19 protein-coding genes are annotated in these 26114 nt (G+C 62.0%); 15 read left to right on the top strand and 4 right to left on the bottom strand.

Annotated elements, in window-relative coordinates; all coding sequences use genetic code 11:
- The first annotated feature begins 21 nt into the window (after positions 1-21).
- The 6 genes from AB4P96_RS17300 to AB4P96_RS17275 all read left to right on the top strand — a co-directional run bounded on the left by AB4P96_RS17300 (position 22) and on the right by AB4P96_RS17275 (position 12314).
- Entirely contained in the window at positions 22-1779 is a 1758-nt protein-coding gene (locus AB4P96_RS17300) for a type I secretion system permease/ATPase (RefSeq protein ID WP_017135591.1), read from the top strand.
- Complete coding sequence (locus AB4P96_RS17295) at positions 1776-3089, top strand: HlyD family type I secretion periplasmic adaptor subunit (RefSeq protein ID WP_017135592.1); 1314 nt, start codon at positions 1776-1778, stop codon at positions 3087-3089. Before AB4P96_RS17300 ends, AB4P96_RS17295 begins: the two co-directional genes overlap by 4 nt.
- A gap of 2 nt (positions 3090-3091) precedes the next feature.
- Entirely contained in the window at positions 3092-4426 is a 1335-nt protein-coding gene (locus tag AB4P96_RS17290) for a TolC family outer membrane protein (protein ID WP_017135593.1), read from the top strand.
- 30 nt (positions 4427-4456) lie between these two features.
- A complete protein-coding gene (locus AB4P96_RS17285; RefSeq protein ID WP_395599854.1) occupies positions 4457-7414 on the top strand; it encodes an autotransporter domain-containing protein in 2958 nt (985 codons plus the stop codon).
- Positions 7415-7583: 169 nt separating this feature from the next.
- Entirely contained in the window at positions 7584-10691 is a 3108-nt protein-coding gene (locus AB4P96_RS17280) for an autotransporter domain-containing protein (protein WP_170037154.1), read from the top strand.
- Between the two features lie 192 nt (positions 10692-10883).
- Positions 10884-12314 carry a polyurethanase A gene (locus tag AB4P96_RS17275; protein ID WP_017135596.1) on the top strand — a complete coding sequence of 477 codons (1431 nt, stop codon included), beginning with the start codon at positions 10884-10886 and terminating at the stop codon, positions 12312-12314.
- Here the strand turns inward: AB4P96_RS17275 and AB4P96_RS17270 are convergent, their stop codons facing one another.
- On the bottom strand, positions 12315-12587 hold the full coding sequence (locus AB4P96_RS17270) for a hypothetical protein (protein WP_017135597.1): 273 nt from the start codon (positions 12585-12587) through the stop codon (positions 12315-12317).
- Between the two features lie 189 nt (positions 12588-12776).
- Between AB4P96_RS17270 and AB4P96_RS17265 the strand changes: the two genes are divergently transcribed.
- A complete protein-coding gene (locus AB4P96_RS17265; RefSeq protein WP_164487936.1) occupies positions 12777-12941 on the top strand; it encodes a hypothetical protein in 165 nt (54 codons plus the stop codon).
- Between the two features lie 130 nt (positions 12942-13071).
- On the opposite strand, the gene AB4P96_RS17260 is transcribed toward AB4P96_RS17265, so the two are convergent.
- Positions 13072-13296, bottom strand: coding sequence for a YgdI/YgdR family lipoprotein (locus AB4P96_RS17260; protein ID WP_017135598.1), 225 nt, complete (start codon positions 13294-13296; stop codon positions 13072-13074).
- 187 nt (positions 13297-13483) lie between these two features.
- Between AB4P96_RS17260 and AB4P96_RS17255 the strand changes: the two genes are divergently transcribed.
- Together AB4P96_RS17255 and AB4P96_RS17250 are read left to right on the top strand one after the other, a co-directional pair.
- Complete coding sequence (locus AB4P96_RS17255; protein WP_395599853.1) at positions 13484-15127, top strand: VRR-NUC domain-containing protein; 1644 nt, start codon at positions 13484-13486, stop codon at positions 15125-15127.
- Positions 15124-17385: an ATP-dependent DNA helicase gene (locus AB4P96_RS17250; RefSeq protein ID WP_395599852.1), complete on the top strand. Its 2262-nt coding sequence runs from the start codon at positions 15124-15126 to the stop codon at positions 17383-17385. Before AB4P96_RS17255 ends, AB4P96_RS17250 begins: the two co-directional genes overlap by 4 nt.
- Before the next feature lie 151 nt (positions 17386-17536).
- Here AB4P96_RS17250 and AB4P96_RS17245 read toward each other — a convergent pair whose 3' ends face one another.
- Positions 17537-18847, bottom strand: a complete 1311-nt coding sequence (locus AB4P96_RS17245; RefSeq protein ID WP_395599851.1) for an MFS transporter — start codon at positions 18845-18847, stop codon at positions 17537-17539.
- Between the two features lie 184 nt (positions 18848-19031).
- Here AB4P96_RS17245 and AB4P96_RS17240 point away from each other — a divergent pair, with 184 nt between their 5' ends.
- The 3 genes from AB4P96_RS17240 (at position 19032) to AB4P96_RS17230 (ending at position 22039) form a co-directional block, all read left to right on the top strand.
- Positions 19032-20138, top strand: coding sequence for a sugar diacid recognition domain-containing protein (locus AB4P96_RS17240; RefSeq protein ID WP_169985981.1), 1107 nt, complete (start codon positions 19032-19034; stop codon positions 20136-20138).
- Between the two features lie 91 nt (positions 20139-20229).
- Positions 20230-21375, top strand: coding sequence for a glycerate kinase (locus AB4P96_RS17235; protein ID WP_169985983.1), 1146 nt, complete (start codon positions 20230-20232; stop codon positions 21373-21375).
- A 151-nt stretch (positions 21376-21526) separates the two neighbouring features.
- The gene (locus tag AB4P96_RS17230; RefSeq protein ID WP_017135604.1) at positions 21527-22039 is read left to right on the top strand and encodes a GNAT family N-acetyltransferase; all 513 of its coding nucleotides are present in this window, start codon (positions 21527-21529) and stop codon (positions 22037-22039) included.
- Here the strand turns inward: AB4P96_RS17230 and AB4P96_RS17225 are convergent.
- A complete protein-coding gene (locus AB4P96_RS17225) occupies positions 22036-22728 on the bottom strand; it encodes an aspartate/glutamate racemase family protein (protein WP_395599850.1) in 693 nt (230 codons plus the stop codon). The genes AB4P96_RS17230 and AB4P96_RS17225 overlap by 4 nt on opposite strands.
- Positions 22729-22899: 171 nt before the next feature.
- On the opposite strand from AB4P96_RS17225, the gene AB4P96_RS17220 reads away from it, so the two are divergent.
- The 3 genes from AB4P96_RS17220 (at position 22900) to AB4P96_RS17210 (ending at position 26112) form a co-directional block, all read left to right on the top strand.
- Positions 22900-23394: a hypothetical protein gene (locus AB4P96_RS17220; protein WP_138449495.1), complete on the top strand. Its 495-nt coding sequence runs from the start codon at positions 22900-22902 to the stop codon at positions 23392-23394.
- Between the two features lie 215 nt (positions 23395-23609).
- Complete coding sequence (locus AB4P96_RS17215) at positions 23610-25142, top strand: sugar ABC transporter ATP-binding protein (RefSeq protein ID WP_395599849.1); 1533 nt, start codon at positions 23610-23612, stop codon at positions 25140-25142.
- Positions 25135-26112, top strand: a complete 978-nt coding sequence (locus AB4P96_RS17210; RefSeq protein WP_017135608.1) for a sugar ABC transporter permease — start codon at positions 25135-25137, stop codon at positions 26110-26112. Before AB4P96_RS17215 ends, AB4P96_RS17210 begins: the two co-directional genes overlap by 8 nt.
- The last annotated feature ends 2 nt before the right edge of the window (positions 26113-26114 follow it).

Genomic DNA, 26114 nt, shown 5'->3' with positions numbered 1-26114 from the left:
CTTCGGGGAAGAACAGACACTATGGCGAAGTCCAATGTGGTTGCGCCCTTATTTAGGGCGCTGGGTGAATACAAGGGTATTTTGATCAGCATCGGCTGCTTTACCGCCTTGATTAACCTGTTGATGCTGGTGCCGTCGATTTACATGCTGCAAGTGTACGACCGTGTGTTGTCCTCCCAGAATGAAACCACCCTGGTGATGTTGACGCTGATGGTCGTGGGTTTCTTTGTCTTCATCGGCACGCTGGAAGTACTGCGCAGTTTTGTCGTGATTCGCATCGGCAGCCAGTTGGAGCGGCGCTTCAACTTGCGCGTGTACAAAGCCGCGTTTGAACGCAACCTGCAACGCGGGCAGGGGCATGCCGGGCAATCGCTGGGCGATTTGACCGTGATTCGCCAATTCATCACCGGGCCTGCGTTGTTCGCGTTCTTCGATGCGCCGTGGTTTCCCATCTACCTGTTTGTGATTTTCCTGTTCAACGTGTGGCTGGGCGTGTTGGCCACGGCGGGCGCTGTGTTGTTGATCGCGCTGGCGTGCCTGAATGAATACCTGACCAAAAAACCACTGGGCGAGGCGGGTGTTTTTTCCCAACAATCAACCCAGCTGGCTACCAGCCACCTGCACAACGCCGAGACCATCCAGGCCATGGGCATGCTCGGCGCGTTGCGTAAACGCTGGTTCGCGGTGCATTCGCAGTTCCTCGGGTTTCAGAACCGGGCCAGCGACACCGGCTCGGTGATTACCTCGCTGAGCAAATCCCTGCGCCTGTGCCTGCAATCCTTGGTGCTGGGCCTGGGCGCCTTTCTGGTGATCAAGGGCGAGATGACCGCCGGGATGATGATCGCCGGGTCCATCCTGATGGGCCGTGTACTCAGCCCTATCGACCAATTGATTGCGGTGTGGAAGCAGTGGAGTTCGGCCAAGCTGGCTTACCAACGCCTTGACGACCTGCTGCGTGAATTCCCACCCGAAGCCGAGCAAATGGCGTTGCCGGCGCCCAAGGGCCAGGTGAGTTTCGAGCACGTCAGCGCCGGCCCGCCGGGGCGGCGTGTGGCGACCTTGCAACAGGTCAGTTTCAACCTCGGCGCCGGTGAAGTGCTGGGCGTGCTCGGTGCTTCGGGTTCGGGCAAATCGACCCTGGCCCGTGTGCTGGTTGGCGTGTGGCCAACCCTGGCCGGCACCGTGCGCCTGGACGGCGCGGATATCCATCGCTGGAACCGCGACGACCTCGGCCCGCATATCGGCTACTTGCCCCAGGACATCGAACTGTTCAGCGGCAGCATCGCCGACAACATTGCGCGCTTTTGTGAAGCCGACCCGGAGCGGGTGGTGAAAGCCGCGCAACAGGCCGGTGTGCATGAGTTGATCCTGCGTCTGCCGCAAGGCTACGACACCGTGTTGGGCGACAACGGTGGCGGCCTCTCCGGCGGCCAGAAGCAGCGGGTGGCCCTGGCGCGTGCGCTGTATGGCGCGCCGCGTTTGATCGTGCTGGATGAACCCAACTCCAACCTCGACACCGTGGGCGAGGCCGCCTTGGCCAGTGCCATCGTGCAGATGAAAGCCCAGGGCAGCAGCGTGGTGCTGGTCACCCACCGCTCCTCGGCGTTGGCCCAGGCCGACAAGTTGCTGGTGCTCAGTGAAGGCCAATTGCAGGCCTTCGGCCCCAGCCAGGAAGTGCTGCGCGCGTTGTCGGGCCAGCAACAGCAGGAAGCGCCACGGGAAAAGGCCGGTGTGAGCCTTAGCCGTCAGTACCAGACCGGAAGGAATCCAGGCGCATGAGCAGCCTTACTGTAGAGCCCCGCTTTAAAGAACGTGATGCCGGTTTTTTCGTAAAGATGGGCTGGTGGTTGACGATTGTCGGCGCCGGTGGTTTTTTCCTTTGGGCCAGCCTCGCGCCCTTGGACCAGGGCATCCCGGTGCAAGGCACGGTGGTGGTCTCGGGCAAGCGCAAGGCCGTGCAAACCTTCAGCCCTGGGGTGGTCAGCCGGATCCTGGTGAAGGAGGGCGAGTTGGTCAAACAGGGCCAGCCGCTGTTTCGCCTCGACCAGACCCAGAACCAGGCCGACGTGCAGTCGCTGCAAGCCCAGTACCGCATGGCCTGGGCCAGCGTGGCACGCTGGCAGAGCGAGCGTGACAACCAAGCGGCGATTACCTTTCCCGCTGAGCTGAGCGCCAACCCCGACCCGGCCCTGGCCCTGGTGCTGGAAGGCCAACGCCAGCTGTTCAGCAGCCGCCGTGAAGCCTTTGCCCGTGAACAAGCCGGTATTCGCGCCAACATCGACGGTGCCACCTCGCAACTGAGCGGCATGCGCCGCGCCCGTACCGACCTGTCTGCCCAGGCGCAATCCCTGCGCGACCAACTGGCCAACCTGCAACCCCTGGCCGACAACGGCTATATCCCGCGCAACCGCTTGCTGGACTACCAGCGCCAACTGTCCCAGGTGCAACAGGACCTGGCGCAAAACACTGGCGAAAGTGGCCGCGTGGAGCAGGGCATTCTCGAATCACGCCTCAAATTGCAGCAGCACAGTGAGGAATATCAAAAAGAGGTGCGCAGCCAACTGGCCGACGCGCAACTGCGCAGCCTGACCCTGGAGCAGCAACTGACCTCGGCGGGCTTTGATTTGCAGCACAGCGAGATCAATGCGCCAGCCGATGGCATTGCGGTCAACCTCAGCGTGCACACCGAAGGCGCCGTGGTGCGCGCCGGTGAAACCCTGCTGGAGATCGTGCCCCAGGGCACGCGCCTGGAAGTGGAAGGGCGACTGCCGGTGCATCTGGTCGATAAAGTGGGCACCCACCTGCCGGTCGATATCCTCTTCACTGCCTTCAACCAAAGCCGCACACCACGCGTGCCGGGCGAAGTCAGCCTGATCTCGGCCGACCAGATGCTCGATGAAAAGACCGGCCAGCCTTACTACGTGCTGCGCACCACGGTCAGCGAGGCTGCATTGGAAAAACTCCACGGTCTGGTGATCAAGCCGGGCATGCCCGCCGAGATGTTTGTGCGTACCGGCGAACGCTCGCTGCTCAATTACCTGTTCAAACCGCTGCTCGATCGCGCCGGTTCTGCGTTGACTGAGGAATGAGCATGCGCGTTGTGTTCATTTCGTTGATGTTGGTGTGCGGCGTTTCCCAGGCAGCCATGGGGCCGTTTGATGTGTACGAGCAGGCATTGCGTAACGATCCGGTGTTTCTGGGCGCCATCAAGGAGCGCGACGCGGGCCTGGAGAACCGCACCATTGGCCGTGCCGGGCTGCTGCCGCGGCTGTCGTACAACTACAACAAGGGCCGCAACAACTCCGAGGCGCACCTGCCGGACGGGCGCGGCGGCAGTTATCGCGACGACCGCAACTACAACAGCTATGGCTCGACCTTCAGCTTGCAACAGCCGTTGTTCGACTACGAAGCCTATGCCAACTATCGCAAGGGCGTGGCCCAGGCGCTGTTCGCCGATGAAAGCTTTCGCGACAAGAGCCAGGCGTTGCTGGTGCGGGTGCTGAGCTATTACACCCAGGCGCTGTTTGCCCAGGACCAGATCGACATCGCCCGCGCCAAGAAAAAGGCCTACGAGCAGCAGTTCCAGCAGAACCAGCACCTGTTCCAGCAGGGCGAAGGCACGCGCACCGACATTCTCGAAGCCGAGTCGCGCTATGAGCTGGCCACCGCCGAAGAGATCCAGGCGCTGGACGAGCAGGACGCGTCGTTGCGCGAACTGGGGGCGTTGATCGGCGTGCAAAGCGTCGACATCCACGACCTGGCGCCGCTGAACCAGAGCTTTGCTGCCTTCACCCTGACCCCGGCCAACTACGACACCTGGCATGAACTGGCGCTGAGCAATAACCCCACGCTGGCGTCCCAGCGCCAGGCCGTGGAAGTGGCGCGTTATGAAGTGGAGCGCAACCGCGCCGGGCATTTGCCCAAGATCACCGCGTATGCCAGCTCGCGCAAACAGGAGTCCGACAGCGGCAACACCTACAACCAGCGCTACGACACCAACACCATCGGTGTCGAAGTCAGCCTGCCGCTGTACGCCGGTGGCGGGATCTCCGCCTCCACTCGCCAGGCCAGCCGCGGCATGGAACAGGCCGAGTACGAGCTGGAAGGCAAGACCCGCGAAACCCTGATCGAACTGCGCCGCCAGTTCAGTGCGTGCCTGTCGGGGGTGAGCAAATTGCGTGCGTACCAAAAGGCACTGACCTCGGCCGAAGCGCTGGTGGTGTCGACCAAGCAAAGCATCCTCGGTGGCGAGCGGGTCAACCTCGACGCACTGAACGCCGAGCAGCAGCTGTACAGCACCCGTCGCGACCTGGCGCAGGCGCGTTACGACTACCTGATGGCCTGGACCAAATTGCACTACTACGCGGGCAACTTGCGCGACACCGACCTGGCGAAAGTCGATGAGGCTTTCGGCCCGGTGAAATGAGCATCCATAAGAAGAATAAGGAGGGGTTAGATGATTACCCATTCACCACGTTTCAAACCGTTTACCGCAGGCTCGTTACTCCTGTTGTCCGTTGCGGCACAGGCGGCCTATACCGAAAACGGCCAAGCGGGAAACCCCGCCAGTTGGCGCTCCGCCGAATTCCAGAGCGACTGGGGCCTGGGGCGCATGAAGGCGGATGAAGCCTATGCGGCCGGTATCACCGGCAGCGGGGTCAAAGTCGGCGCGCTGGATTCGGGTTTTGACCCCAACCACCCTGAAGCTTCCAAAGACCGCTACCACGCTGTCACCGCCAGCGGCACCTACGTCGATGGCAAGCCGTTCAGCACCACCGGCGCACTCAACCCCAACAATGATTCCCACGGCACCCATGTCACCGGCACCATGGGCGCAGCCCGTGATGGCGTGGGCATGCACGGTGTGGCCTACAACGCGCAAATCTACGTGGGCAACACCAACGCCAACGACAGCTTCCTGTTTGGCCCGACCCCGGACCCCAAGTATTTCAAGGCGGTGTACACCGCGCTGGTGGATTCCGGCGTGCGCGCCATCAACAACAGCTGGGGCAGCCAGCCCAAGGATGTCAGTTACCAGACCCTCGGCGACCTGCACGCCGCCTATGCGCAGCATTACAACCAGGGCACCTGGCTGGATGCCGCGGCGGATGTGGCCAAGGCCGGGGTGATCAACGTGTTCAGCGCCGGCAACAGCGGGTATGCGAATGCCAGCGTGCGCTCGGCCTTGCCGTATTTCCAGCCGGAACTGGAAGGCCACTGGCTGGCGGTGTCCGGCCTGGATAAAGCCAATAACCAGAAATACAACAAGTGCGGAATCGCCAAATACTGGTGCATCTCTACGCCTGGCGCGCTGATCAACAGCACCATTCCCGATGGCGGTTATGGGGTCAAGTCCGGCACCTCGATGTCGGCACCGCATGCCACCGGCGCGCTGGCGCTGGTGATGGAGCGCTACCCGTACATGACCAATGAGCAGGCGTTGCAGGTACTGTTGACCACTGCCACGCAACTCGACGGCTCTGTCACTCAAGCACCGAATACCATCGTCGGCTGGGGCGTGCCGGACCTTGGCCGAGCGATGCATGGCCCGGGGCAATTGCTCGGCGCAATGAACGTCAACTTGGCGGCCGGGCAGGGCGATGTGTGGAGCAACGGCATCTCCGACCAGGCCTTGGTTCAGCGCCAGGCCGAAGACCGCGCCGAGCACAGTGCCTGGCAGCAAACCCTGATCGACAAGGGCTGGCAGAACGGCGTGGGCGCGAATGCCAGCCAGCAGGACCAGACCGATTACGCCGTTGGCACTGCCCGTGATCAGGCCGCAGCCAACCGCGTGTATGAAGGCAGCCTGATCAAATCCGGCGCCGGCAGCCTGGTGCTCAGCGGCGACAGCACGTATCGCGGTGCCACCAGCGTCAATGGCGGCCTGCTGGCAGTCAACGGTTCGCTGACCTCGGCGGTGACCGTCAACAACAGCGGCACCCTCGGCGGTTCCGGGCGCATCGGCGCCTTGAGCGTCAACAGCGGCGGCACCGTGGCACCGGGTAATTCCGTAGGCACCTTGCAGGTAGCCGGTGATGTGAACCTGGGCGCAGGCTCCACCTATGCGGTGGAACTCACGCCCACCAGCAGCGACCGCATCGTCGCAGGCGGCAAAGCCGTGCTGGGCGGCGGCACCGTGACCCTGGCGCTGGAAAACAGCCCCACACTGCTCAGCCAGAGCCAAGTGCAAAGCCTGATCGGCCGCCAATACACCATCCTCCAGGCGGCGGGTGGCATTCAGGGCCAGTTTGGCCAGGTGCTGCCGAACTACCTGTTCCTCGGCGGCACCCTCGATTACGCCGCCAACGGCGTGCAGTTGGACGTGGGGCGCAACAACGCGGCGTTCGCCAGCGTTGCCGCCACGCGCAACCAGCGCAGTGTCGCGGCGGCGGCCGAGCAGTTGGGCGCCGGCAACCCGGTGTATGAAAGCCTGTTGCAGTCGGACTCGGTGGTCACGGCCCGCCAGGGCTTGCAGCAACTGTCGGGTGAGATCTACCCGGCGATTGGCGCGATGCTGATCAACGACAGCCTGCAACTGCGTGACGCTGTAGGTGAACGCCTGCGCCATGTGCCGGTGAACGGCGAAAGCAACCTGTGGCTCAAGGCCCTTGGCGCCTGGGGCAAGACCGACAGCCGCAGCGAAACGGCAGGCTCGACCACCTCGATTGGCGGTTTGCTCGCCGGTGTGGACGGCGCGCTGGATGAACAGACCCGCGTGGGTGTGGTTGCCGGCTACAGCGACAGTTCGCTGAACATGGGCAGTGGCACGCACTCGTCGGCGTCCATCGACAGTTACCACTTCGGCGCGTATGCCGGGCGTGAACTGGGCGACTGGCGCGTCAGCGTGGGTGGTGCCTACAGCTGGCATCGCGGCGACGTAAAGCGTGACCTGCAGTACGGCGAAGTCAGCGGCAAGCAAAAGACCAAGCTGGATGCGCGCACGGCGCAGTTGTTCACTGAAGCTGCCTACCGCATTCACCTGCAACCGCTGGCGCTGGAGCCGTTCGCCAACCTGGCCTATGTGCACCTGGACAGTGATTCCTTTCATGAAAAAGGCGCTGCGGCGGCGCTGGAACGTGGTAGCGATCGGCGCGATGCGGTGCTCAGCACCCTCGGTGTGCGGGCCTTGAAAACCCTGCCTCTGAATGACCATCAGCAGCTGGAACTGTCCGGTTCGCTGGGCTGGCAGCACAGCCTGACGGCGGTTGAATCCGAAGAACACTTGGCGTTTGTCGCCGGCGGGCCGTCCTTTGCCGTGCGCAGTTCGCCGTTGCTGCGCGATGCCGCGCTGGTCGGTGTGCAGGCCAGCCTGGCGCTGAGCAAGGCCACGCGGGTCAACCTGGATTACAACGGCCAGTTGGGTGGGCGTGCGAAAACCCAAGGCGTGGGGCTGAGCCTTAACTGGCAGTTCTAAACACGCCGCAGCGATGATCGTTCCCACGCTTTGCGTGGGAATGCCTCTTGTGACGCTCTGCGTCACGCTTTGGACGCAGAGCGTCCTGGGCTGCATTCCCACGCGGAGCGTGGGAACGATCAGGTTGGATTTCCAAAAAAGTGCAATAAGAAAACTAAGGAAGGTCACCGTGAACAAACGCAAACCAGGGTTAAATACCGCCACTCACACAGGCCCGGGCTACCCGCTCAAGGCTTTGAGCTGCGTGCCATACGGCGCGCTGCTGTGCTGCCTGGCAAGTCTGGGGACTGCCCAGGCCGCACCCTATGTGGAAACCGGCAAACTGGGCGATGCCGCCAGTTGGCGCAGCAACGAGTTCAAGGCCGATTGGGGGCTGGGCGCCATCCATTCAGACACTGCGTATGCCGCCGGCTACACCGGCAAAGGCGTCAAGCTGGGCATCTTTGACCAGCCGGTGTATGCGCAGCACCCGGAGTTCGCCAGCCCCAACAAGGTGGTGACGATTGTCACCGAGGGCATCCGCCAATACACCGACCCGTATATCCCGGTGAAGGCCGGCGATGCGTTCCGCTATGACGGCACGCCGTCCAAGGACTCCAACGGCAAGCTGGGTAACCACGGCACCCACGTCGGCGGGATTGCCGCCGGTAACCGTGACGGCGGGCCGATGCATGGCGTGGCGTTCAATGCGCAGATCCTCAGCGCCGAAAACGGCGACCCAGGCCCGGAAGACGGGATCATCCTCGGCAACGACGGCGCGGTGTACAAGGCCGGTTGGGATGGGCTGGTGGCCAGCGGCGCACGCATCATCAACAACAGCTGGGGCATCGGCATTGGCGATCAATACGCCAAGGGCGGCCGCGATCCGGCGTACCCCAACTTCACGGTCAATGAAGCCCAGGCGCAGTTCAACAACATCCGGCCGATCCTCGGCACGCTTGCCGGCGGCGCCTACCAAGGCGCAATCGATGCGGCCCGCAGCGGCGTGCTGACCATCTTTGCCGCCGGTAACGACTACAACCGCAACAACCCGGACGCGATGTCGGGTCTTGCGTACTTTGTGCCGGAAATTGCACCGAACTGGCTGTCGGTAGCCGCCTTGCAGCAAAACCCGGACACCGCGAGTGCCAACCCGTATGTGATCAGCACCTTCTCGTCACGTTGCGGTTATGCGGCGAGCTTCTGTGTGTCGGCACCCGGTACCAAAATCTTCAGTTCGATCATCAACGGCACCGACCTGAGCAACCTGACCACCGACTGGGCCAACAAAAACGGCACCTCCATGGCTGCGCCCCATGTGGCCGGCGCAGCGGCGGTGCTGATGGAGCGCTTCCCGTACATGAGCGGCGAGCAGGTCGCCACCGTGCTCAAAACCACCGCCACCGACCTTGGCGCGCCGGGCATCGACGCGCTGTATGGCTGGGGCATGATCAACCTGGGCAAAGCAGTCAACGGGCCAGGGATGTTCGTGACCGCTGAGGATATTCCTGCTGAGTTCCGTATCGATGGCGCCTATGGCAGCAGCCAGTTTGTCGCCGACCTGCCAGGCATTGGTGCGGTGGTGGATGCCGGTAAACCGACCCAGCGTCTGTGCACCGACGTGCATTGCGGCCTGGATGTGTGGAGCAATGACATTTCCGGCCATGGCGGCCTGACCAAGCAAGGCATCGGTACGTTGGTGCTGAGCGGCACCAACACCTACAGCGGGCCGACCCTGGTCAACCAGGGCTTGCTGGCGATTAATGGCTCGGTCACTTCCGACGTTACCGTCAGCCAGGCCGGCGTGCTCGGTGGCTCGGGCCGTATCGGCTCGCTGACTGCCAAAAGCGGCGGCACCGTGGCGCCGGGCAACTCCATCGGCACCTTGAATGTGGCAGGCAATGTCACCTTTGATGCGGGTTCGACCTACGCGGTTGAGCTGTCGCCCACCAGCAGCGACCGCATTGTGGCCGGCGGCACCGCCACGCTCAATGGCGGTACCGTGACCCTGGCCCTGGAGAACAGCCCGACGCTGCTAACCAACGCACAGGCGCAAAGCCTGATTGGCCGCCAGTACAACATCCTGCAAGCCGCAGGCGGTATTACCGGCAGCTTCGGCGCGGTGCTGCCGAATTACCTGTTTATCGGCGGCACGCTGAACTATGCCGCCAACGGCGTGCAACTGGACGTGGCACGCACCAACAGCTTCGCCAGTGTGGCGGTCACGCCGAACCAGCGTGCGGTCGCGGCGGCGGCGGACCAATTGGGCGCCGGCAATGCGGTGTATGAAAGCCTGTTGCTGGCGCCCAATGCGGCCTCGGCCCAAGGCGCGTTCCAGCAGCTCTCCGGCGAAATCTACCCGGCGCTGCAAAGTGCGTTAATCAACGACAGCCGTTACGTGCGCGAAGCCGTTGGCGAACGCCTGCGCAATGGCGAGATGGGCGCCAGCAGCGAAACCATCGACAGCCGTGGCAACGTGTGGGTCAAGGCCTTGGGCGCGTGGGGCAAGACCGACAGCCGCAGCGACACCGCGGGCTACACCACGTCGCTGGGCGGCATGCTCGCCGGTGTGGATGGCGCACTGGATGACTCGACGCGTATCGGTTTGGTCGCTGGCTACAGTGACACCTCCTTGAACATGGGCAACGACACCCATTCCCGTGCCTCGGTCGACAGCTACCACTTCGGTGCCTATGCCGGGCATGAAATCGGTGCCTTGCGCCTGAGCGGTGGGGCGACCTACAGCTGGCATCGCGCCGATGTGAAGCGTGACCTGCAATACGGTGATGTGGCCGGCAAGCAGAAGGTCAAAGTGGACGCGAGCAGCACCCAGGTGTTTGGTGAGGCGGCTTACCGCGTCAACCTGCAACCGCTGGCCCTGGAGCCATTCGCCAACCTGGCCTATGTGCATCTGGACACTGATGGGTTCACCGAAAAGGGTGACGCCGCCGCGCTCAAAGGCCATGACGACACCCGCGATGTGGTGCTGAGCACCCTGGGCGTGCGCGCCTTGAAGACCTTTAACGTGAACGATCACCAGCAACTGGAAGTGTCCGGCACCCTGGGCTGGCAGCACAACCTGAGCAGCACCGATTCCGAGCAGCACCTGGCGTTCGCCTCGGGCGGCCCTGCGTTCGCAGTGGAAAGTGCGCCGATGGTGCGCGACGCCGCGTTGGTCGGTGCGCGGGTCAGCCTGGCGCTGAGCAAGGATGCGCGGGTCAATTTTGATTACAACGGCCTGTTGGCCAGCAAGGACAAGGTCCACGGGGTGGGGTTGAGCCTCGACTGGGCGTTCTAAAAGGCTTCACACCTTGTATGGGTTTGGGCTTATGTGGGAGCCGGGCTTGCCCGCGATGCAGACACCTCGGTCGGTCAGTTGTACCGAGGTGAGGTTATCGCAGGCAAGCCAGCTCCCACATAGGCTCACTCACCACGAGGGCCACACGTGTTTTCGCTTTCTCTACAAATCCAACAACAGAGAGGCACTACCATGGGTATCTTTGACTATAAAAACCTCGGCACCGAGGGCTCCAAAACACTGTTCGCCGATGCCATGGCGATCACGCTGTATTCCTACCACAACCTGGACAACGGCTTTGCCGTGGGTTACCAGCACAACGGCCTGGGGCTTGGCTTGCCGGCCACGCTGGTGGGGGCGTTGCTGGGCAGTACTAATTCGCAAGGGGTGATCCCGGGGATTCCCTGGAACCCCGACTCGGAAAAGGCCGCGCTTGATGCGGTGCAAAAAGCCGGCTGGACGCCTATAAGCGCCAGTGACCTGGGCTATGGCGGCAAGGTCGATGCGCGCGGCACCTTCTTTGGCGAAAAAGCCGGTTACACCACCGCCCAGGTCGAGGTGCTGGGCAAGTACGATGACGCCGGCAAACTGCTCGAAATCGGCATCGGCTTCCGCGGCACGTCGGGGCCACGGGAAAGCTTGATCACAGACTCCATCGGCGACGTAATCAGCGACCTGCTGGCGGCCTTCGGCCCCAAGGATTATGCAAAGAACTATGCGGGCGAAGCCTTTGGCGGCTTGCTCAAGAATGTCGCCGACTATGCCGGCGCCCATGGCCTGAGCGGCAAGGACGTGGTCGTCAGCGGCCACAGCCTGGGCGGGCTGGCGGTCAACAGCATGGCAGATTTAAGCAACAACAAATGGTCGGGGTTCTACAAGGACGCCAACTACGTGGCCTATGCCTCACCGACCCAGAGCGCGGGCGATAAAGTGCTCAATATCGGCTACGAAAACGACCCGGTGTTCCGCGCGCTCGACGGCTCATCCTTCAACCTGTCGTCCCTGGGCGTGCACGACAAACCCCACGAGTCGACCACCGACAATATCGTCAGCTTCAACGACCACTACGCCTCGACGTTGTGGAATATCCTGCCGTTTTCGATCGTCAACCTGCCGACCTGGGTCTCACATTTGCCCACCGGTTATGGCGACGGCATGACGCGCATCCTCGAGTCCGGCTTCTACGACCAGATGACCCGCGACTCCACAGTGATTGTCGCCAACCTGTCTGACCCGGCGCGGGCTACCACCTGGGTGCAGGACCTTAACCGCAATGCCGAACCGCACAAGGGCAACACCTTCATTATCGGCAGCCACGGCAATGACCTGATCCAGGGCGGCAAGGGCGCAGACTTTATCGAAGGTGGCAAAGGCAATGACACAATCCGCGACAACAGCGGGCATAACACCTTCCTGTTCAGCGGCCATTTTGGCAATGATCGGGTGATTGGCTACCAAACCACGGACAAGCTGGTGTTCCAGAATGTGGAGGGCAGCACCGACCTGCGCGACCATGCCAAAGTGGTCGGCGCAGACACGGTGCTGACCTTTGGCGCCGACTCGGTGACCCTGGTCGGCGTCGGGCACGGCGGCCTGTGGGCGGATGGCGTCAGCATCGGCTGATCAGTGCCAGTGTTGCCCCCGCCAGCCACCGCCCCAATACGGCCGGTGGGGGTAGCCGTAGCCATAGCTGTAAACATGATGTGGGTAGTAATAAGGCCGTGGGGCGTAACCCCAATGCCCGTAATAAACCGGCGGCGGCGGGGGAGCAACCACGATGACCCGCGGCGGCTGACGAATGATGATGGTATCGGCAAACGCCGGCGCGCTGGCCAGCGCCGCCAGGCTCAGGGGGATGAGTAACAGCGCGCGTACCGTCCGGGACATGAGTGCCATGGCCGTCTTTCTCCGTTCTACCGCCTTCGAAGATGAAGGCGGCTTATCGGTTGAACGCCGGGTTGGCGAAAATCCTTCGGTAAATAAATCTTCACCGACCAGCGGCGCAACGCTGCGACGGGGCCGGCAGGCCTCACGCGTTTAATCACTACCCGCGAGCTGTTTCGCGCGTCATGTGAGGAACCGAACATGTCCCGACTTCGATTGCTGCTGTGCGCCTTGGTGCTACTGGGCTTGGGCGGGTGCGCGGTGTACCCGGCCTATCCTGGCCCATGCTGCTACCGGCCGTACTACCACTCGTATTACTACCATCCCTACTATCACCCGTATTACCACCCGTACTACCGGTACTGATCGTTCCCATGCTCTGCGTCACGCTTTGGGACGCGGAGCGTCCTGGGCTGTATTTCCACGCGGAGCGTGGGAACGATCATCAAACAAAAAGCCCCGCATTGCGGGGCTTTTTATGTTCAGGCGATTGCTTTCACTTTTCGCTGCGTACCGTCGCAACGTCATCAGCCTTGATGCGGATGTGCTTGCCGGCGATGTCGGTGAATTCATAGAACCCATCGGCTGTCTTGGTCTTGGGGGTGTCCTTGGTCAAATACTGCGTGCCATTTTGCAATGTCACTACGGTTTGCGTGGAGCAACCGGCCATTAGCAGAAAAGTGAGTGCAACCAGCGGCAGACCCAAATTCTTCATGTTCATTACCCTTACCTTTAACCCTGAAAAGTCCCGCGCCTAAGGCTTCGGGCCACAAATGTTACGCCATCAACTGTCCTATCTGATCACTTTTATACAAAAAGTTGCGTGGGCCATTTATCTATTACTGATTGCAACAGCCCGCCGCTGGCGGCACTCTGTATGCATAACCAGTATTTGATCAGTGCGCGACATGGCCAATCCCCTCGACGATCCCTTGTATTACCTGCATAACTTCCGCCAAGTCCTGCTGTGGCTGGGGCAGCGTTATGCCGATTTACTCGACCCGGATGAAATGCAGTTTATTCAGCAATTTGACAGGTTACCGCAGCCGTCCCAGGCGTTATTGGTGCGCATGGTGATGCGCAAGGGCGCGCATTTTCGTGCGAGCAAACTCAATTACCTCGAAATTGGCTGCACTCACGCGGCGGCGCTTGCACTGGTGCAGCAGGGCTGGGTGGATCAGCAGGGCCAACTGGGTTTTGATGAATTGTTCGCACTGCTGCAAAAAGGCGAAATCCTCGCCGCCTTCGCGCCGTGGATTGACCAGCCCAAAGGCAAGAAGGCCGACTGGCTGGAAGGGCTGGCGGCGCAGTTCACTGAGTCACGCAGCTTTGCCCAGTGGTGCCCCGAACTTAGCGACACGCTCTACAGCCTCACCGTGATGGACCTGTGCGACCGCCTGCGGCTGATGTTCTTCGGCAACCTGCACCAGGACTGGTCGGAGTTCGTGCTGGCTGACCTGGGCATCTACACCTACGAAAAAGTCGAGTTCTGCGCCGAGTCCCGTGGCCTGCGCAGCCGTGACGATGTGCACGGTTTTCTGTATCTGCACCAATGCCAGCAGGCCTTCGAAGCCGGCCAGGCGTTGGACGAGGTACTGGCGCAGATCGTGCTGCTTGCCACGGATAACCCGTGGCTGGAAAAACGTCGGGCCAAGTTACTGTTCCAGATCGGCCACTATTGCGAACGCAGTGCCGAGCTGGAATTGGCGGCGCAGATCTACCGTGATTGCACCTATCCCGGCGCGCGCTCGCGGTTGATTCGCGTGCTCGAACGCCAGGAGGATTACGCTCAAGCCATGGCCCTGGCGTGCGCGGCGCAGCAAGCACCGCAAAGCGCTGCCGAACAGCAGCACCTGCTGCGCGTGCTGCCACGCCTGCGGCGCAAGCTCGGTGAACCGGCGCTGCCCAAGGTCAAGCCACGTGAAGTCACGCGCCTGGACCTGGCGCTGGTGCAGGCGCCGCTGATGTCGGTGGAATCCTGCGTGCAGGCGCACCTGAGCGCGCCCGATGCGCCGGTGCATTACGTCGAAAACGGGCTGATCAATTCGCTGTTCGGGCTGTTGTGCTGGGAGGCGATTTTCGCGCCGCTGCCGGGTTCGTTTTTCCACCCGTTCCAGCGTGGGCCGGTGGACCTGCACAGCGAAGACTTTCATCAAAGTCGGGCTGTGTTGTTCGCCGCGTGCTTCGAACAGCTTACGGATGAGCGTTACAAAACCACCATCCGCCAGCGCTACGTGGACAAATGGGGCATCCAGTCGCCGTTCGTGTTCTGGAACCTGCTCAGCGAAGAGCTGCTGGAGCAAGCCCTGACGTGCCTGCCGGCCGAACACCTGCGTTACTGGTTTGAACGCCTGCTGCTGGATATCCGCGCCAACCGCGCCGGCATGCCGGACCTGATCCAGTTCTGGCCGGCGCAAAAGACCTACCGCATGATCGAAGTCAAAGGCCCTGGTGACCGACTGCAGGACAACCAACTGCGCTGGCTGGAGTTCTGCGGCGAATACCAGATGCCGGTGACTGTCTGTTATGTGCGCTGGGCGCAAACCGCTTGAGCTACAGCGTTGCGGTGCGCGCGCTGTGCGAGTTCACGGCCAAGGTCGGCGACCTGGACCTGCGCTTTACGCCGTCGCCCAGCGCCCAGGAAGGCATTATCGGCCATCGCACGGTGGCCTCACGACGCAGTGCCCATTACCAGAATGAAGTAGCCCTGGAAGGCGAATACCAGCAGCTCAAAGTGCGGGGCAGGGCAGACGGCTACGACCCGGACAGCAATCGCCTGGAAGAAGTCAAAACCTATCGCGGCGACCTCGACGCGCAACCCGCCAACCATCGCCAATTGCATTGGGCGCAGGTCAAGGTGTACGGCTGGCTGATGTGCCACAAACTCGGCCTGCAGGAAATCGACCTGGCGTTGGTGTACTTCGATATTGTTGGCGAAGGTGAAACCTTGCTGAACCAGCGCTTTCAAGCGGCCGACCTTGAGCAGTTCTTTAACCAGCAATGTGCGCTGTTCCTCGGCTGGGCACGCCAGGAAATGCAGCACCGCGAGGCGCGCAACGACGCCGCGCGGGCGCTGGCGTTTCCCCATGCGCAGTTTCGCACCGGCCAGCGTGCGTTGGCCGAGTCGGTCTACAAGGCCGTCAGCACCGGCCGCTGCCTGATGGCCCAGGCGCCTACCGGCATTGGCAAGACCGTCGGCACGATCTTCCCGCTGCTCAAGGCGCTGGCGCCGCAGCAACTGGACAAGGTGTTTTTCCTGACCGCCAAGACACCCGGGCGCAAGTTGGCCCTCGACGCCGCGCACGTGCTCTACACCAGCAGCCCCGATTTGCCGCTGCGCGTGCTCGAACTGGTGGCGCGTGACAAGGCCTGCGAGCACCTGGACAAAGCCTGTCACGGTGATTCCTGCCCGTTGGCCAAGGGCTTTTATGATCGCTTGCCGGCGGCACGCGTGGCGGCGTCCAAGGTGCGCCTGTTGGACCAGCGCAACCTGCGCGAGGTGGCGTTGGCCCATGACGTCTGCCCGTATTACCTGAGCCAGGAAATGGCGCGCTGGGCCGACCTGGTGGTCGCCGACTACAACTACTATTTCGACTTCGGCGCCATGCTGTTCGGCCTGGCCCAGTTGAACCAATGGCGCGCCGCCGTGCTGGTGGACGAAGCCCACAACCTGGTGGAGCGCGCCCGCTCGATGTACAGCGCCAGCCTTGATCAGTACAGCCTCAAGACCCTGCGCGACAGCGCCCCTGAGCCGTTGAAAAAACCGTTGCAGCGCCTGAACCGCGAATGGAACGCCGTGCACAAGGACCAAGTCGCACCGTACCAGGCCTACGCCAGCAAACCCGACAAGCTGCTGCAGGCCTTAAGCCTGTGCACCAGCGCCATGGGCGATTACTTCAACGACCACCCCTTGGCCCTCAGCGGCGACCTGCAAACCTTCTATTTCGAGGCGTTGCAGTTTGCCAAGGTGGCAGAGCTGTTCAATGAACACTTCATCTTCGATATCAGCCAGCGCCAGTTCGGCAAGCGCAGCGCCTCGACCCTGTGCCTGCGCAACGTGGTGCCCGCCGAGTTCATCCGCCCCAGGCTGACCGCCGCCCGCAGCAGCGTGCTGTTCTCCGCCACCCTGAGCCCGCGCCACTATTACGCCGACTTGCTCGGACTGCCTGCCGATACTGCGTGGGTCGATGTGGAATCACCGTTCCAGGCCGAGCAACTGCAGGTGCGCATCGTCGATGCGATCTCCACGCGTTTTGTGCATCGCCAAGCCTCCTTGGCGCCGATTGTCGAGCTGATTGCCGAGCAATTTGCCACGCAACCGGGCAACTACCTGGCGTTTTTCTCAAGTTTTGATTACCTGCAACAAGTGGCGCAGTTGATGGCCGAGCGGCACCCGCAGATTGTGCTGTGGCTGCAGTCACGCGGCATGGCCGAAGCCGAACGCCAAGGGTTTCTGGACCAGTTCACCCAGCACAGCCGGGGCATTGGCTTTGCCGTGCTGGGCGGCGCGTTTGGCGAAGGCATCGATTTGCCCGGCACGCGCTTGATCGGCGCTTTTATCGCCACACTGGGCTTGCCGCAACTGAACCCGGTCAACGAGCAAATGAAAGCGCGCATGGGCGCGATTTTCGGCGCGGGCTATGACTACACCTATTTGTATCCGGGTATCCAGAAGGTCGTACAGGCGGCGGGACGGGTGATCCGCAGCCAGCAGGACCAAGGCGTGGTGATGTTGATCGATGACCGCTTTGGCGAGGCCCGTGTGCGGCAGTTGTTGCCGCGCTGGTGGGCGGTTGGGCGAGGTGCATAACTGGTATTGGGGTAACCGCGGCGTAGAGTTGCGCCATCACCCCAATAACGGTTATGCCTGCCACTCTTGCGATAGAGCAGCCCAGCCGAGGCCAAGACTTACCTAGATACCGACGCGCATCACAGGCAAGCCAGCCCTCAAAGAGACCGCGTTATACCTTCAAGGTGCGGGTCATGCGCAACGCCAACACACTGCCGGCCACAATCACCGCCGCCAGCAGGTACAGCGCCATGTCCGTGGACCCGGTGGCATCCTTCACAAAGCCGACGATATACGGGCTCAAGAACCCTGCCATCTGCCCCATGGAGTTGATCAGCGCCAGGCCGCCAGCCGCCGCACCCGCGCTGAGCAGGGCAGTGGGTACCGGCCAGAACATCGGCAGGCCGGTAAGGGCACCCATGGTGGCGATGGTCAGGCCGAGAATCGCAAGCGCCGGGGTGGTGGCGAAGTTCACCGCAATCACCAAGCCAATCGCACCCATCAACATCGGCACCACCAAGTGCCAGCGACGTTCCTTGCGCAAGTCGGCGGAGCGGCCCACCAACAGCATGAACACGGCGGCCAGCAGGTACGGAATCGCACTCAGCCAGCCAATCACCAGGTTATCGCTGAAGCCCAGGTTCTTGATGATGGATGGCAGCCAGAAGTTGATGGCGTACACGCCGTTCTGGATACAGAAGTAGATCAGGCCGAACGCCCAGATCGCCGGGTTCTTGAACACTTCGCCGAGCGAATCGGTGGTGGTTTTCGGTTTGTTGGCCAAGTCCGTCGCCTGATCGGCTTCCAGCACTGCACGTTCATGGGGCGTGAGCCACTTGGCGTTGGCAAAGCTGTCGCTGAGCAGGAAGTAGGCGAGGGCGCCCAGGATCACCGTGGGAATGCCTTGCAGCAGGAACATCCACTGCCAGCCCGCAAGGCCGCCCTGGCCGGCGGCGAAGTGGTTGAGGATCCAGCCGGAAAATGGGCTGCCCAGCAGGCCGGACACCGGAATTGCCGACATGAACAATGCCATGATCCGCCCACGGCGAAAGGTCGGGAACCACTGCGAGAGGTACAGCACCACGCCGGGGAAGAACCCGGCTTCTGCGGCACCGGTCAACAGGCGCAAGCCGTAGAAGTGGCTGGGAGTGGTGACGAACAGCAGGCAGGTGGAAAGCGTGCCCCAGACGATCATCATCAGTGCAATCCAGCGTCGAGGGCCGAACCTGGTCAGCGCCAGGTTGCTCGGTACACCACACAGCACGTAGCCGATAAAGAAGATCCCGGCCCCCAGGCCGTACACGGTCTCGCTGAATTTCAACGCATCGAGCATCTGCAACTTGGCAAAGCCAACGTTCACCCGGTCCAGGTAGTTGAACAAGTAGCAGATAAAAATGAAGGGGATCAGGCGCAGGGTAATGCGCTTGTAGATGGCGTTTTTATCGTCATCGGTGGCCAGTGTGGCAGCGGCGCTCTGTGACATGGCAGTCTCTCTTTATTATGATTTTTCGCGATGCGAGGGTAACGTTGATCGCCCAAAGAGTCTCGGCCACCTTGCTGGGTGCTGTCTTTGTGCCCGCGCACAGTCAAGCAGGCTTTGCGCTGTGCCTCTGAACAACAGGATGAACACCCCATGAACAACCGCGCCTTTCAAGGAACTTAGCCTCATGTTCGAGCTCGATCATGACCTGGCGCAGGATATCGTCAATCGCACCATGGCGATCCTGCCCTATAACGTCAACGTCATGGACAGCCAGGGGCTGATTCTGGGCAGTGGCGAGCCGGAGCGAATCAACACTCGCCATGAAGGTGCGCAGTTAGTGCTGGCCAATGGTCGCGTAGTGGAAATCGACGGCCAGACCGCCAAACACCTGAAAGGCGTGCAGCCCGGTATCAACTTGCCGTTGATGCACGACCAGCGCCTGATCGGCGTGCTGGGCATTACCGGCGAGCCGGCGTTGCTGCGCACCTACGCGCAACTGGTGCGCATGACCGCCGAAATGCTGGTGAGCCATCGCCATCAGCAAGCCGAGCAGCAATGGCGGCGCCAACGCTGTGATGACCTGCTGGCCTTGCTGCTGGCCGACAGCGGTAACTCGCCGCGCCTGGTGGATGAAGCCCAGCAGTTGGGGCTCAAGCCTCAGCTGGCCCGCACGCCCTACCTGTTCGAGTTGGGCGCAGGCCAATCGGCGGAGGCATTGAGTGCCTGGCTGACCAGCCGTTACCCGGACAGCTGGTGCGTGAGTTCCGCACAATTCTCGTTGTTGTGGTGCCGGCCTGCGTTGGCCCAAGTGGATAACCCAAGACTGCTGGAAAAGCTTCAGGGTCTGGGCTGGAATATCTTGCGGGTCGCCGTCGGCGGGCAGGCCGATGGCCTCGCCGGGCTGCGTCGTTGTTACCGGCGTGTGGGGGATTTGCTGGCCTATGGTCGCGATATCCTGCCGCAATCGCAGCTGTTAACCCTCAATCGCTACCGCCTGCCGGTGATGCTCTGGCGTCATCGCAACGACGATGCCTTGGACGAACTGCTCAACCCCTTGCGCAAAGTCCTGGCCAAGGACACCAACGGCCAACTGTTGGCTACTTTGCGCAGTTGGTGTGAACACGATGGCCAAAGCCAGGCCTGTGCTGATGCCCTGGGCATTCATCGCAACAGCCTGCGTTACCGCATGGAACGCATTGCCGAACTCAGCGGCGTCGACCCGCTGACCCTTGACGGCATGCTCGCGCTGTACCTTGGCGTGCAGCTATTGCCCCAGGCTTTGTCGCAATGAACAACAAACCTCACCCGCACTTGTGCATCGGACCGGCGTCATTGCCGATGGCAACTGGCAGCATGGGCGTTATAAAAACCGGAGAAAGCCCATGAAAATCATCATCGCCCCCGACTCATTCAAGGACAGCCTGAGTGCCGAAGGCGTAGCCCAGGCGATTGCCGACGGCCTCGCGCAGGTGTGGCCGGATGCACAGGTAGTCCAGTGCCCGATGGCCGACGGCGGTGAAGGCACGGTGGACTCGGTTCTCGCCGCCTGCCATGGTGAACTGCGTCGCGAAACGGTGAACGGGCCACTGGGCGAGGCGGTGGAGGCACGCTGGGGCTGGCTTGCCGACAGCCATACCGCGATGATCGAAATGGCCGAAGCCAGTGGCTTGCAACGTGTACCGACGGGCCAGCGTGATGCTTGCATCAGCAGCACATTCGGCACCGGCGAGCTGATCCGCGCCGCTCTGGATGCCGGTGCGCAGCGCATCATCCTGGCGATTGGCGGCAGCGCCACCAACGACGGCGGCGCGGGCGCGATGCAGGCGCTTGGCGTGCAGCTGCTTGACGCCCAAGGCCAGGCACTTGCACCGGGCGGGTTGGCTCTCGCAGGCCTGGCGCGGATCAGCCTGGAACACCTGGACCCACGTTTGGCCCAGGTGCGTTTTGAAATCGCGGCCGACGTCAACAATCCACTGTGCGGGCCGCAGGGCGCCTCTGCCATTTTCGGCCCACAAAAAGGCGCCAACCCACAGCAAGTCGAACAGCTTGACGCGGCGCTTGGGCACTTTGCCGATCACTGCGCCCAAGTGCTGCCCAAAGACGTGCGCGATGAACCGGGCAGCGGCGCGGCAGGCGGTTTGGGGTTTGCCGCCAAGGCCTTTCTCGGCGCACAGTTTCGTGCGGGCGTGGAGGTGGTCGCCGAGCTGGTCGGCCTGGACTCGGCCGTGCGTGGTGCGGACCTGGTCATCACTGGCGAAGGCCGCTTCGACGCCCAGACCTTGCGCGGCAAAACACCTTTTGGTGTGGCACGGATTGCTCAACGTCATGGCGTACCGGTCATCGTGATTGCCGGCACCTTGGGCGAAGGCTATGAGCAAATGTACGCCCATGGTGTGGACGCCGCCTTCGCCTTGCCATCAGGCCCAATGAGCCTGGAACAGGCGTGCAGCGAGGCGCCGCGTCTGTTGCGCGAGCGCGCGGTGGACATAGCGCGGGTATGGCGCACAGCGTTCAGCCAGCGCAGTTAACAAGCCAGCTCCCACATTTTGACCGCGTAACTCGGCGTAACAGACCGACCGAGTTGCCTGCATCGCGGGCAAGCCCGGCTCCCACCCTAGCCAGCATGCAGCCTCGGCCCCTACACTGGCCGGCCACTTGTCTTTCATAGGATGAAACGCAATGCACACACCTGAACCCCATATCGTGATCCAGCGCTTTACCGAAGCCCACCTCGAAGGCGTCGCTGCGCTCTATAACGAACCGGCCGTGTGCCGTCAGGTGCTGCAAATGCCTTACCAATCGGTGGAGGCCTGGCGCAACAAGCTGGCGTTGGATAATGAGCGGCGGCTACAGCTGGTGGCGGTGCATGGCGGCGAGGTCATCGGCCAGCTTGGCCTGGAGCAGACCCTGCGGGTGCGGCGCAGCCATGTCGGCTCGTTCGGCATGGGCGTGGCCACGGCCTGGCAGGGCAAGGGTGTGGGTTCCAGGTTGTTGGCGGCCGCGCTGGACGTGGCGGATAACTGGATGAACCTGCACCGCGTGGAACTCACGGTGTACGCCGACAATCAAGCCGCGCAAGGCCTGTACCGAAAGTTCGGCTTCGAAGTCGAAGGCCTGTTGCGCGATTACGCTTTGCGTGATGGCAAGTTTGTCGACACCGTCAGCATGGCGCGCCTGCGCCAATCGGCCTAATCCGCCAGTGCAAACGCCACCGCAGCCTGCGCATGCAGCTCGGTGGTGTCCAGCAACGGCAGGTGGCTGTGTTGTGGCTTGATCAGCAGGCCGATTTCCGTACAGCCAAGAATGATCGCCTGGGCACCCTGTGCCGCCAATGACTCGATCACGCGTTGATAAACCTGGCGCGAAGCCTCGCTGATCACCCCGACACACAACTCCTCATAAATGATCCGGTGCACGGCCTCGCGCTCGTGCGCGTGGGGCACAAGTACGGTCAAGCCCTGTGCGGCCAGGCGGGCCTTGAGAAAGTCCTGTTCCATGGTGAACGCGGTGCCCAGCAGGCCGACCGTCAGGGTGCCTGCTTCGACCGCTGCCGCTCCCGCCGCATCGGCAATATGCAGGAACGGAATCGACACCGCCGCCTCGATACGCGGCGCCACCAAATGCATGGTGTTGGTACACAGCACCACACAGTCGGCGCCACCCGCTTGCAGGCGGCGCGCGGCGTCTTCGAGGATCAGCGCGGTGTCATCCCAGCGCCCGGCGTGCTGGGCTTGTTCCACCGGACCGAAGTCCACGCTGTACATCAACAGTTGCGCCGAGCGCAGCGGCCCGAGCTGGTCGCGCACGCGCTGGTTGATGATGCGGTAATACTCGGCGCTGGACTCCCAGCTCATGCCGCCGATAAGGCCGATGGTGCGCATGCGATGCTCCGGAACAGAAATGTTGCCTCACCTTACCCACAGGCCACGGATTAGTCATACGCAGTTGCCGGCGAAATCACCGGTGCAGTTGCGCAGGCGTTAATCAAACGGTCAGCCGCCGCATCTGCCATGATCACCGCTCGCAACCTGGTTAACCCAAGGAAAATGGCAATGGACGATGTACAGCAACTGGGCGAGATGCTTCGTCATTACGCCGACAGCGAAGCGCATAAAAAACAGCAATTTGACCTGCAGTCAGCGCGCTGGGCACAAAAGCTCGGTGAGTTGTTCGGGCAGGTCGAACAGTGGCTGGAGCCGGTCAAGCGCGTTGGTTTGCTCGAGGTTCAGCGTGAAGCCTACGTCGCCAGCGGCCCGGGCCTGCCGGCCGAGAGTTCGACCTTCAAGACCGAAAAACTCACCGTGCATATCACCGGCAAGCCCGTGGAGTTTGTCCCGGAAGTGATGGGGGCCGGTGGTTTGATATCGGTGTCGGTGATGGGCCTTACCGCTGCTCGGCACGGCAGTGTGTCGCTGGTGTTGCCGGCCGATAAAAACGATTGGCTGTGGAAGAAAACCAATGGTTTGAAAGACCCGGACACCTTTGCCTTCGATGCCAACTTCCTGGCCACGCAACTGCAGAGCCTGATCCCGCGTGAGCGTGGCTGAAGGCTATTGGCTCGACCCGGTCAAATGTGGGCGTGGAGCGTCGGCGTGATCGGGTAATCATTTTCGGGCGCGCAGGGCGAATTTCTTCGTTTTGCGCTTGATGAAACGTTTAATCAAACAAAAAAATGCACGCGCAAGCGCTTGCGTACGGAAATGCATCTGGCATAGAGTCGGCAACACTCGATTACAAAAATAATAAATCCAGGAGCTCATCCATGAGCCTTGAACCCTTGCTTGAGATGCAGGGCATCAGCAAAACCTTTAATGGTTTGCGCGTGCTCAAGAATGTCGGCCTGAAGGTTTACCCCGGTGAAATCCACGCCTTGATGGGTGAGAACGGCGCCGGTAAGTCAACCTTGATGAAAATCCTTTCCGGCGCTTACCAGGCCGACCCCGGCGGCGAAATCCGCATCGACGGCCAGCCCGTCGCCACCTTCGACCCCGCCACAGCCAAGACCCTCGGCATCGCCGTGATCTACCAGGAACTGAGCCTGTGCCCAAACCTCAGCGTGGCCGAGAACATCTACCTGGGCCGCGAACTGCGGCGTGGCTGGACCATCGACCGCAAAGGTATGCAGGAAGGTTGCATCGAAGTGTTGCAACGCCTGGGCGCCGAGTTCAAACCCGCCACGCCCGTCAGCAACCTGTCGATTGCCGAGCGCCAATTGGTTGAAATCGCCCGCGCCCTGCATGCCCACGCACGCATTCTGGTGATGGACGAGCCGACCACGCCGCTGTCATCGCGCGAAACTGACCGCCTGTTTGCCTTGATCAAACAACTGCGCAGCCAGGGTCTGGCGATCATCTATATCAGCCACCGCATGGCCGAGATCTACGAGCTGTCGGACCGGGTGTCGGTGCTGCGCGACGGCCAGTACATCGGCGAACTGACCCGCGATGCGCTGTCGGCCGAAGTGCTGGTGAAGATGATGGTCGGCCGCGATCTGTCAGGCTTCTACAAAAAGGAACACGCCGCGTACAACCCCGGCAATGTGGTGATGCGTGTGCGCGACATGGCCGACGGAAAACGCGTGCGCCAGTGCAGTTTTGACCTGCATGCCGGTGAAGTGCTGGGCATTGCCGGGCTGGTCGGGGCAGGGCGCACGGAACTGGCACGGCTGATCTTCGGCGCCGACCCGCGCACCTGCGGCACCCTGGAAGTGGTCGGCAAGACCGTCACCCACCTGCGAAACCCGGCGGATGCGATTCGCGCAGGTGTCGTCTACCTCACCGAAGACCGCAAGGCTCAAGGCCTGTTCCTGGACATGAGCGTGGCCGACAACATCAACGTGTGCGCCTGTGTGCCGGATGCGCATGCCGGTGGCGTGCTGGACCGTGGGCACGCGGCGCAACGTGCCAATGATGCGATCAAGTCACTGTCGATTCGCGTGGCGTCGGGCAAGGTCAATGTCGGCGCACTGTCCGGCGGCAATCAACAAAAGGTGCTGTTGGCGCGGCTGCTGGAGGTCAAGCCGCATGTGCTGATCCTCGACGAGCCGACTCGCGGCGTGGACATCGGCTCCAAATCCGAGATCTACCGCATCATCAATCAACTGGCGCTGGCCGGTGTGGGCATTGTGGTGATCTCCAGCGAGCTGCCGGAAATCATCGGCACCTGCGACCGCGTGCTGATCATGCGCGAAGGCCAGTTAGTGGCCGAAGTCGGCGGGGCTTCGGGCCACGTCATTTCCCAGGAACGAATTATCGACCTCGCCACTGGTGGCGATCAGGTGGCTGCCCATGGCTGATTCAATGATTGCAACAACCGGCAAGGCCGAACGCGTGCGTGAGCTGATGCGCACCGTCGGCATGCTGCCCGTGCTGGTCTTGCTGCTGGTGGGCTTTGCCCTGGCCAGCGAAAACTTCCTCACGGTGCAGAACCTGTCGATCATCACCCAGCAAGCCTCGGTGAATGTGGTGTTGGCGGCGGGCATGACCTTTGTGATCCTGACGGCGGGTATTGACCTGTCGGTGGGCGCGATTCTGGCGGCGTCTGCAGTGGTGGCCTTGCAGGCATCGATGTCGCCGCAGTTCGGCATGTTCGGGATTGCGGCGGGCATTGGTTTTGGCCTGTTGCTGGGCTTGGTCAACGGCGGGCTGATCGCTTTCATGCGGCTGCCGCCGTTTATCGTCACCCTGGGTGCGCTGACCGCCATGCGTGGCCTGGCGCGTTTATTGGCCGATGACAAGACCGTGTTCAACCCCGACCTGCCGTTTGCGTTTATTGGCAACGACTCCGTGCTCGGCGTGCCGTGGCTGGTGATCATCGCCGTGGCTGTGGTGCTGCTGTCCTGGTTCATATTGCGCCGCACCGTGATGGGCGTGCAGATCTATTCGGTGGGCGGCAACCCGGAGGCGGCGCGGCTGTCGGGCATCAAGGTGTGGAAAGTGCTGCTGTTTGTGTATGCCATGTCCGGCGCGCTGGCTGGGCTTGGCGCCGTGATGAGCGCCTCGCGGCTGTTCGCCGCCAACGGCCTGCAACTGGGGCAATCCTATGAGCTGGATGCGATTGCGGCGGTGATCCTGGGTGGCACCAGTTTTACCGGCGGCGTGGGCACTATCGGCGGCACGCTGATCGGCGCACTGATTATCGCGGTACTCACCAACGGCCTGGTGCTGCTGGGGGTATCGGATATCTGGCAGTACATCATCAAGGGCATCGTGATCATCGGCGCGGTAGCGCTGGATCGCTATCGCCAGTCCGGCGCACGAACCTGATT

Source organism: Pseudomonas sp. B19125, assembly GCF_044218855.1.
Classification (GTDB): Bacteria; Pseudomonadota; Gammaproteobacteria; order Pseudomonadales; family Pseudomonadaceae; genus Aquipseudomonas; species Aquipseudomonas edaphica.
Note: the sequence above shows the minus strand (reverse complement) of the source record. Positions and strands in the feature narration are given on the sequence as shown.

What these genes read in the sequence shown, in the direction of transcription:
- AB4P96_RS17300 (WP_017135591.1), top strand. Translation starts at nt 22, where the DNA reads ATGGCGAAGTCCAATGTGGTTGCGCCCTTATTTAGGGCGCTGGGTGAA.
- AB4P96_RS17295 (WP_017135592.1), top strand. Translation starts at nt 1,776, where the DNA reads ATGAGCAGCCTTACTGTAGAGCCCCGCTTTAAAGAACGTGATGCCGGT.
- AB4P96_RS17290 (WP_017135593.1), top strand. Translation starts at nt 3,092, where the DNA reads ATGCGCGTTGTGTTCATTTCGTTGATGTTGGTGTGCGGCGTTTCCCAG.
- AB4P96_RS17285 (WP_395599854.1), top strand. Translation starts at nt 4,457, where the DNA reads ATGATTACCCATTCACCACGTTTCAAACCGTTTACCGCAGGCTCGTTA.
- AB4P96_RS17275 (WP_017135596.1), top strand. Translation starts at nt 10,884, where the DNA reads ATGGGTATCTTTGACTATAAAAACCTCGGCACCGAGGGCTCCAAAACA.
- AB4P96_RS17270 (WP_017135597.1), bottom strand. Translation starts at nt 12,587, where the DNA reads ATGGCACTCATGTCCCGGACGGTACGCGCGCTGTTACTCATCCCCCTG.
- AB4P96_RS17265 (WP_164487936.1), top strand. Translation starts at nt 12,777, where the DNA reads ATGTCCCGACTTCGATTGCTGCTGTGCGCCTTGGTGCTACTGGGCTTG.
- AB4P96_RS17260 (WP_017135598.1), bottom strand. Translation starts at nt 13,296, where the DNA reads ATGAACATGAAGAATTTGGGTCTGCCGCTGGTTGCACTCACTTTTCTG.
- AB4P96_RS17255 (WP_395599853.1), top strand. Translation starts at nt 13,484, where the DNA reads ATGGCCAATCCCCTCGACGATCCCTTGTATTACCTGCATAACTTCCGC.
- AB4P96_RS17245 (WP_395599851.1), bottom strand. Translation starts at nt 18,847, where the DNA reads ATGTCACAGAGCGCCGCTGCCACACTGGCCACCGATGACGATAAAAAC.
- AB4P96_RS17240 (WP_169985981.1), top strand. Translation starts at nt 19,032, where the DNA reads ATGTTCGAGCTCGATCATGACCTGGCGCAGGATATCGTCAATCGCACC.
- AB4P96_RS17235 (WP_169985983.1), top strand. Translation starts at nt 20,230, where the DNA reads ATGAAAATCATCATCGCCCCCGACTCATTCAAGGACAGCCTGAGTGCC.
- AB4P96_RS17230 (WP_017135604.1), top strand. Translation starts at nt 21,527, where the DNA reads ATGCACACACCTGAACCCCATATCGTGATCCAGCGCTTTACCGAAGCC.
- AB4P96_RS17225 (WP_395599850.1), bottom strand. Translation starts at nt 22,728, where the DNA reads ATGCGCACCATCGGCCTTATCGGCGGCATGAGCTGGGAGTCCAGCGCC.
- AB4P96_RS17220 (WP_138449495.1), top strand. Translation starts at nt 22,900, where the DNA reads ATGGACGATGTACAGCAACTGGGCGAGATGCTTCGTCATTACGCCGAC.
- AB4P96_RS17215 (WP_395599849.1), top strand. Translation starts at nt 23,610, where the DNA reads ATGAGCCTTGAACCCTTGCTTGAGATGCAGGGCATCAGCAAAACCTTT.
- AB4P96_RS17210 (WP_017135608.1), top strand. Translation starts at nt 25,135, where the DNA reads ATGGCTGATTCAATGATTGCAACAACCGGCAAGGCCGAACGCGTGCGT.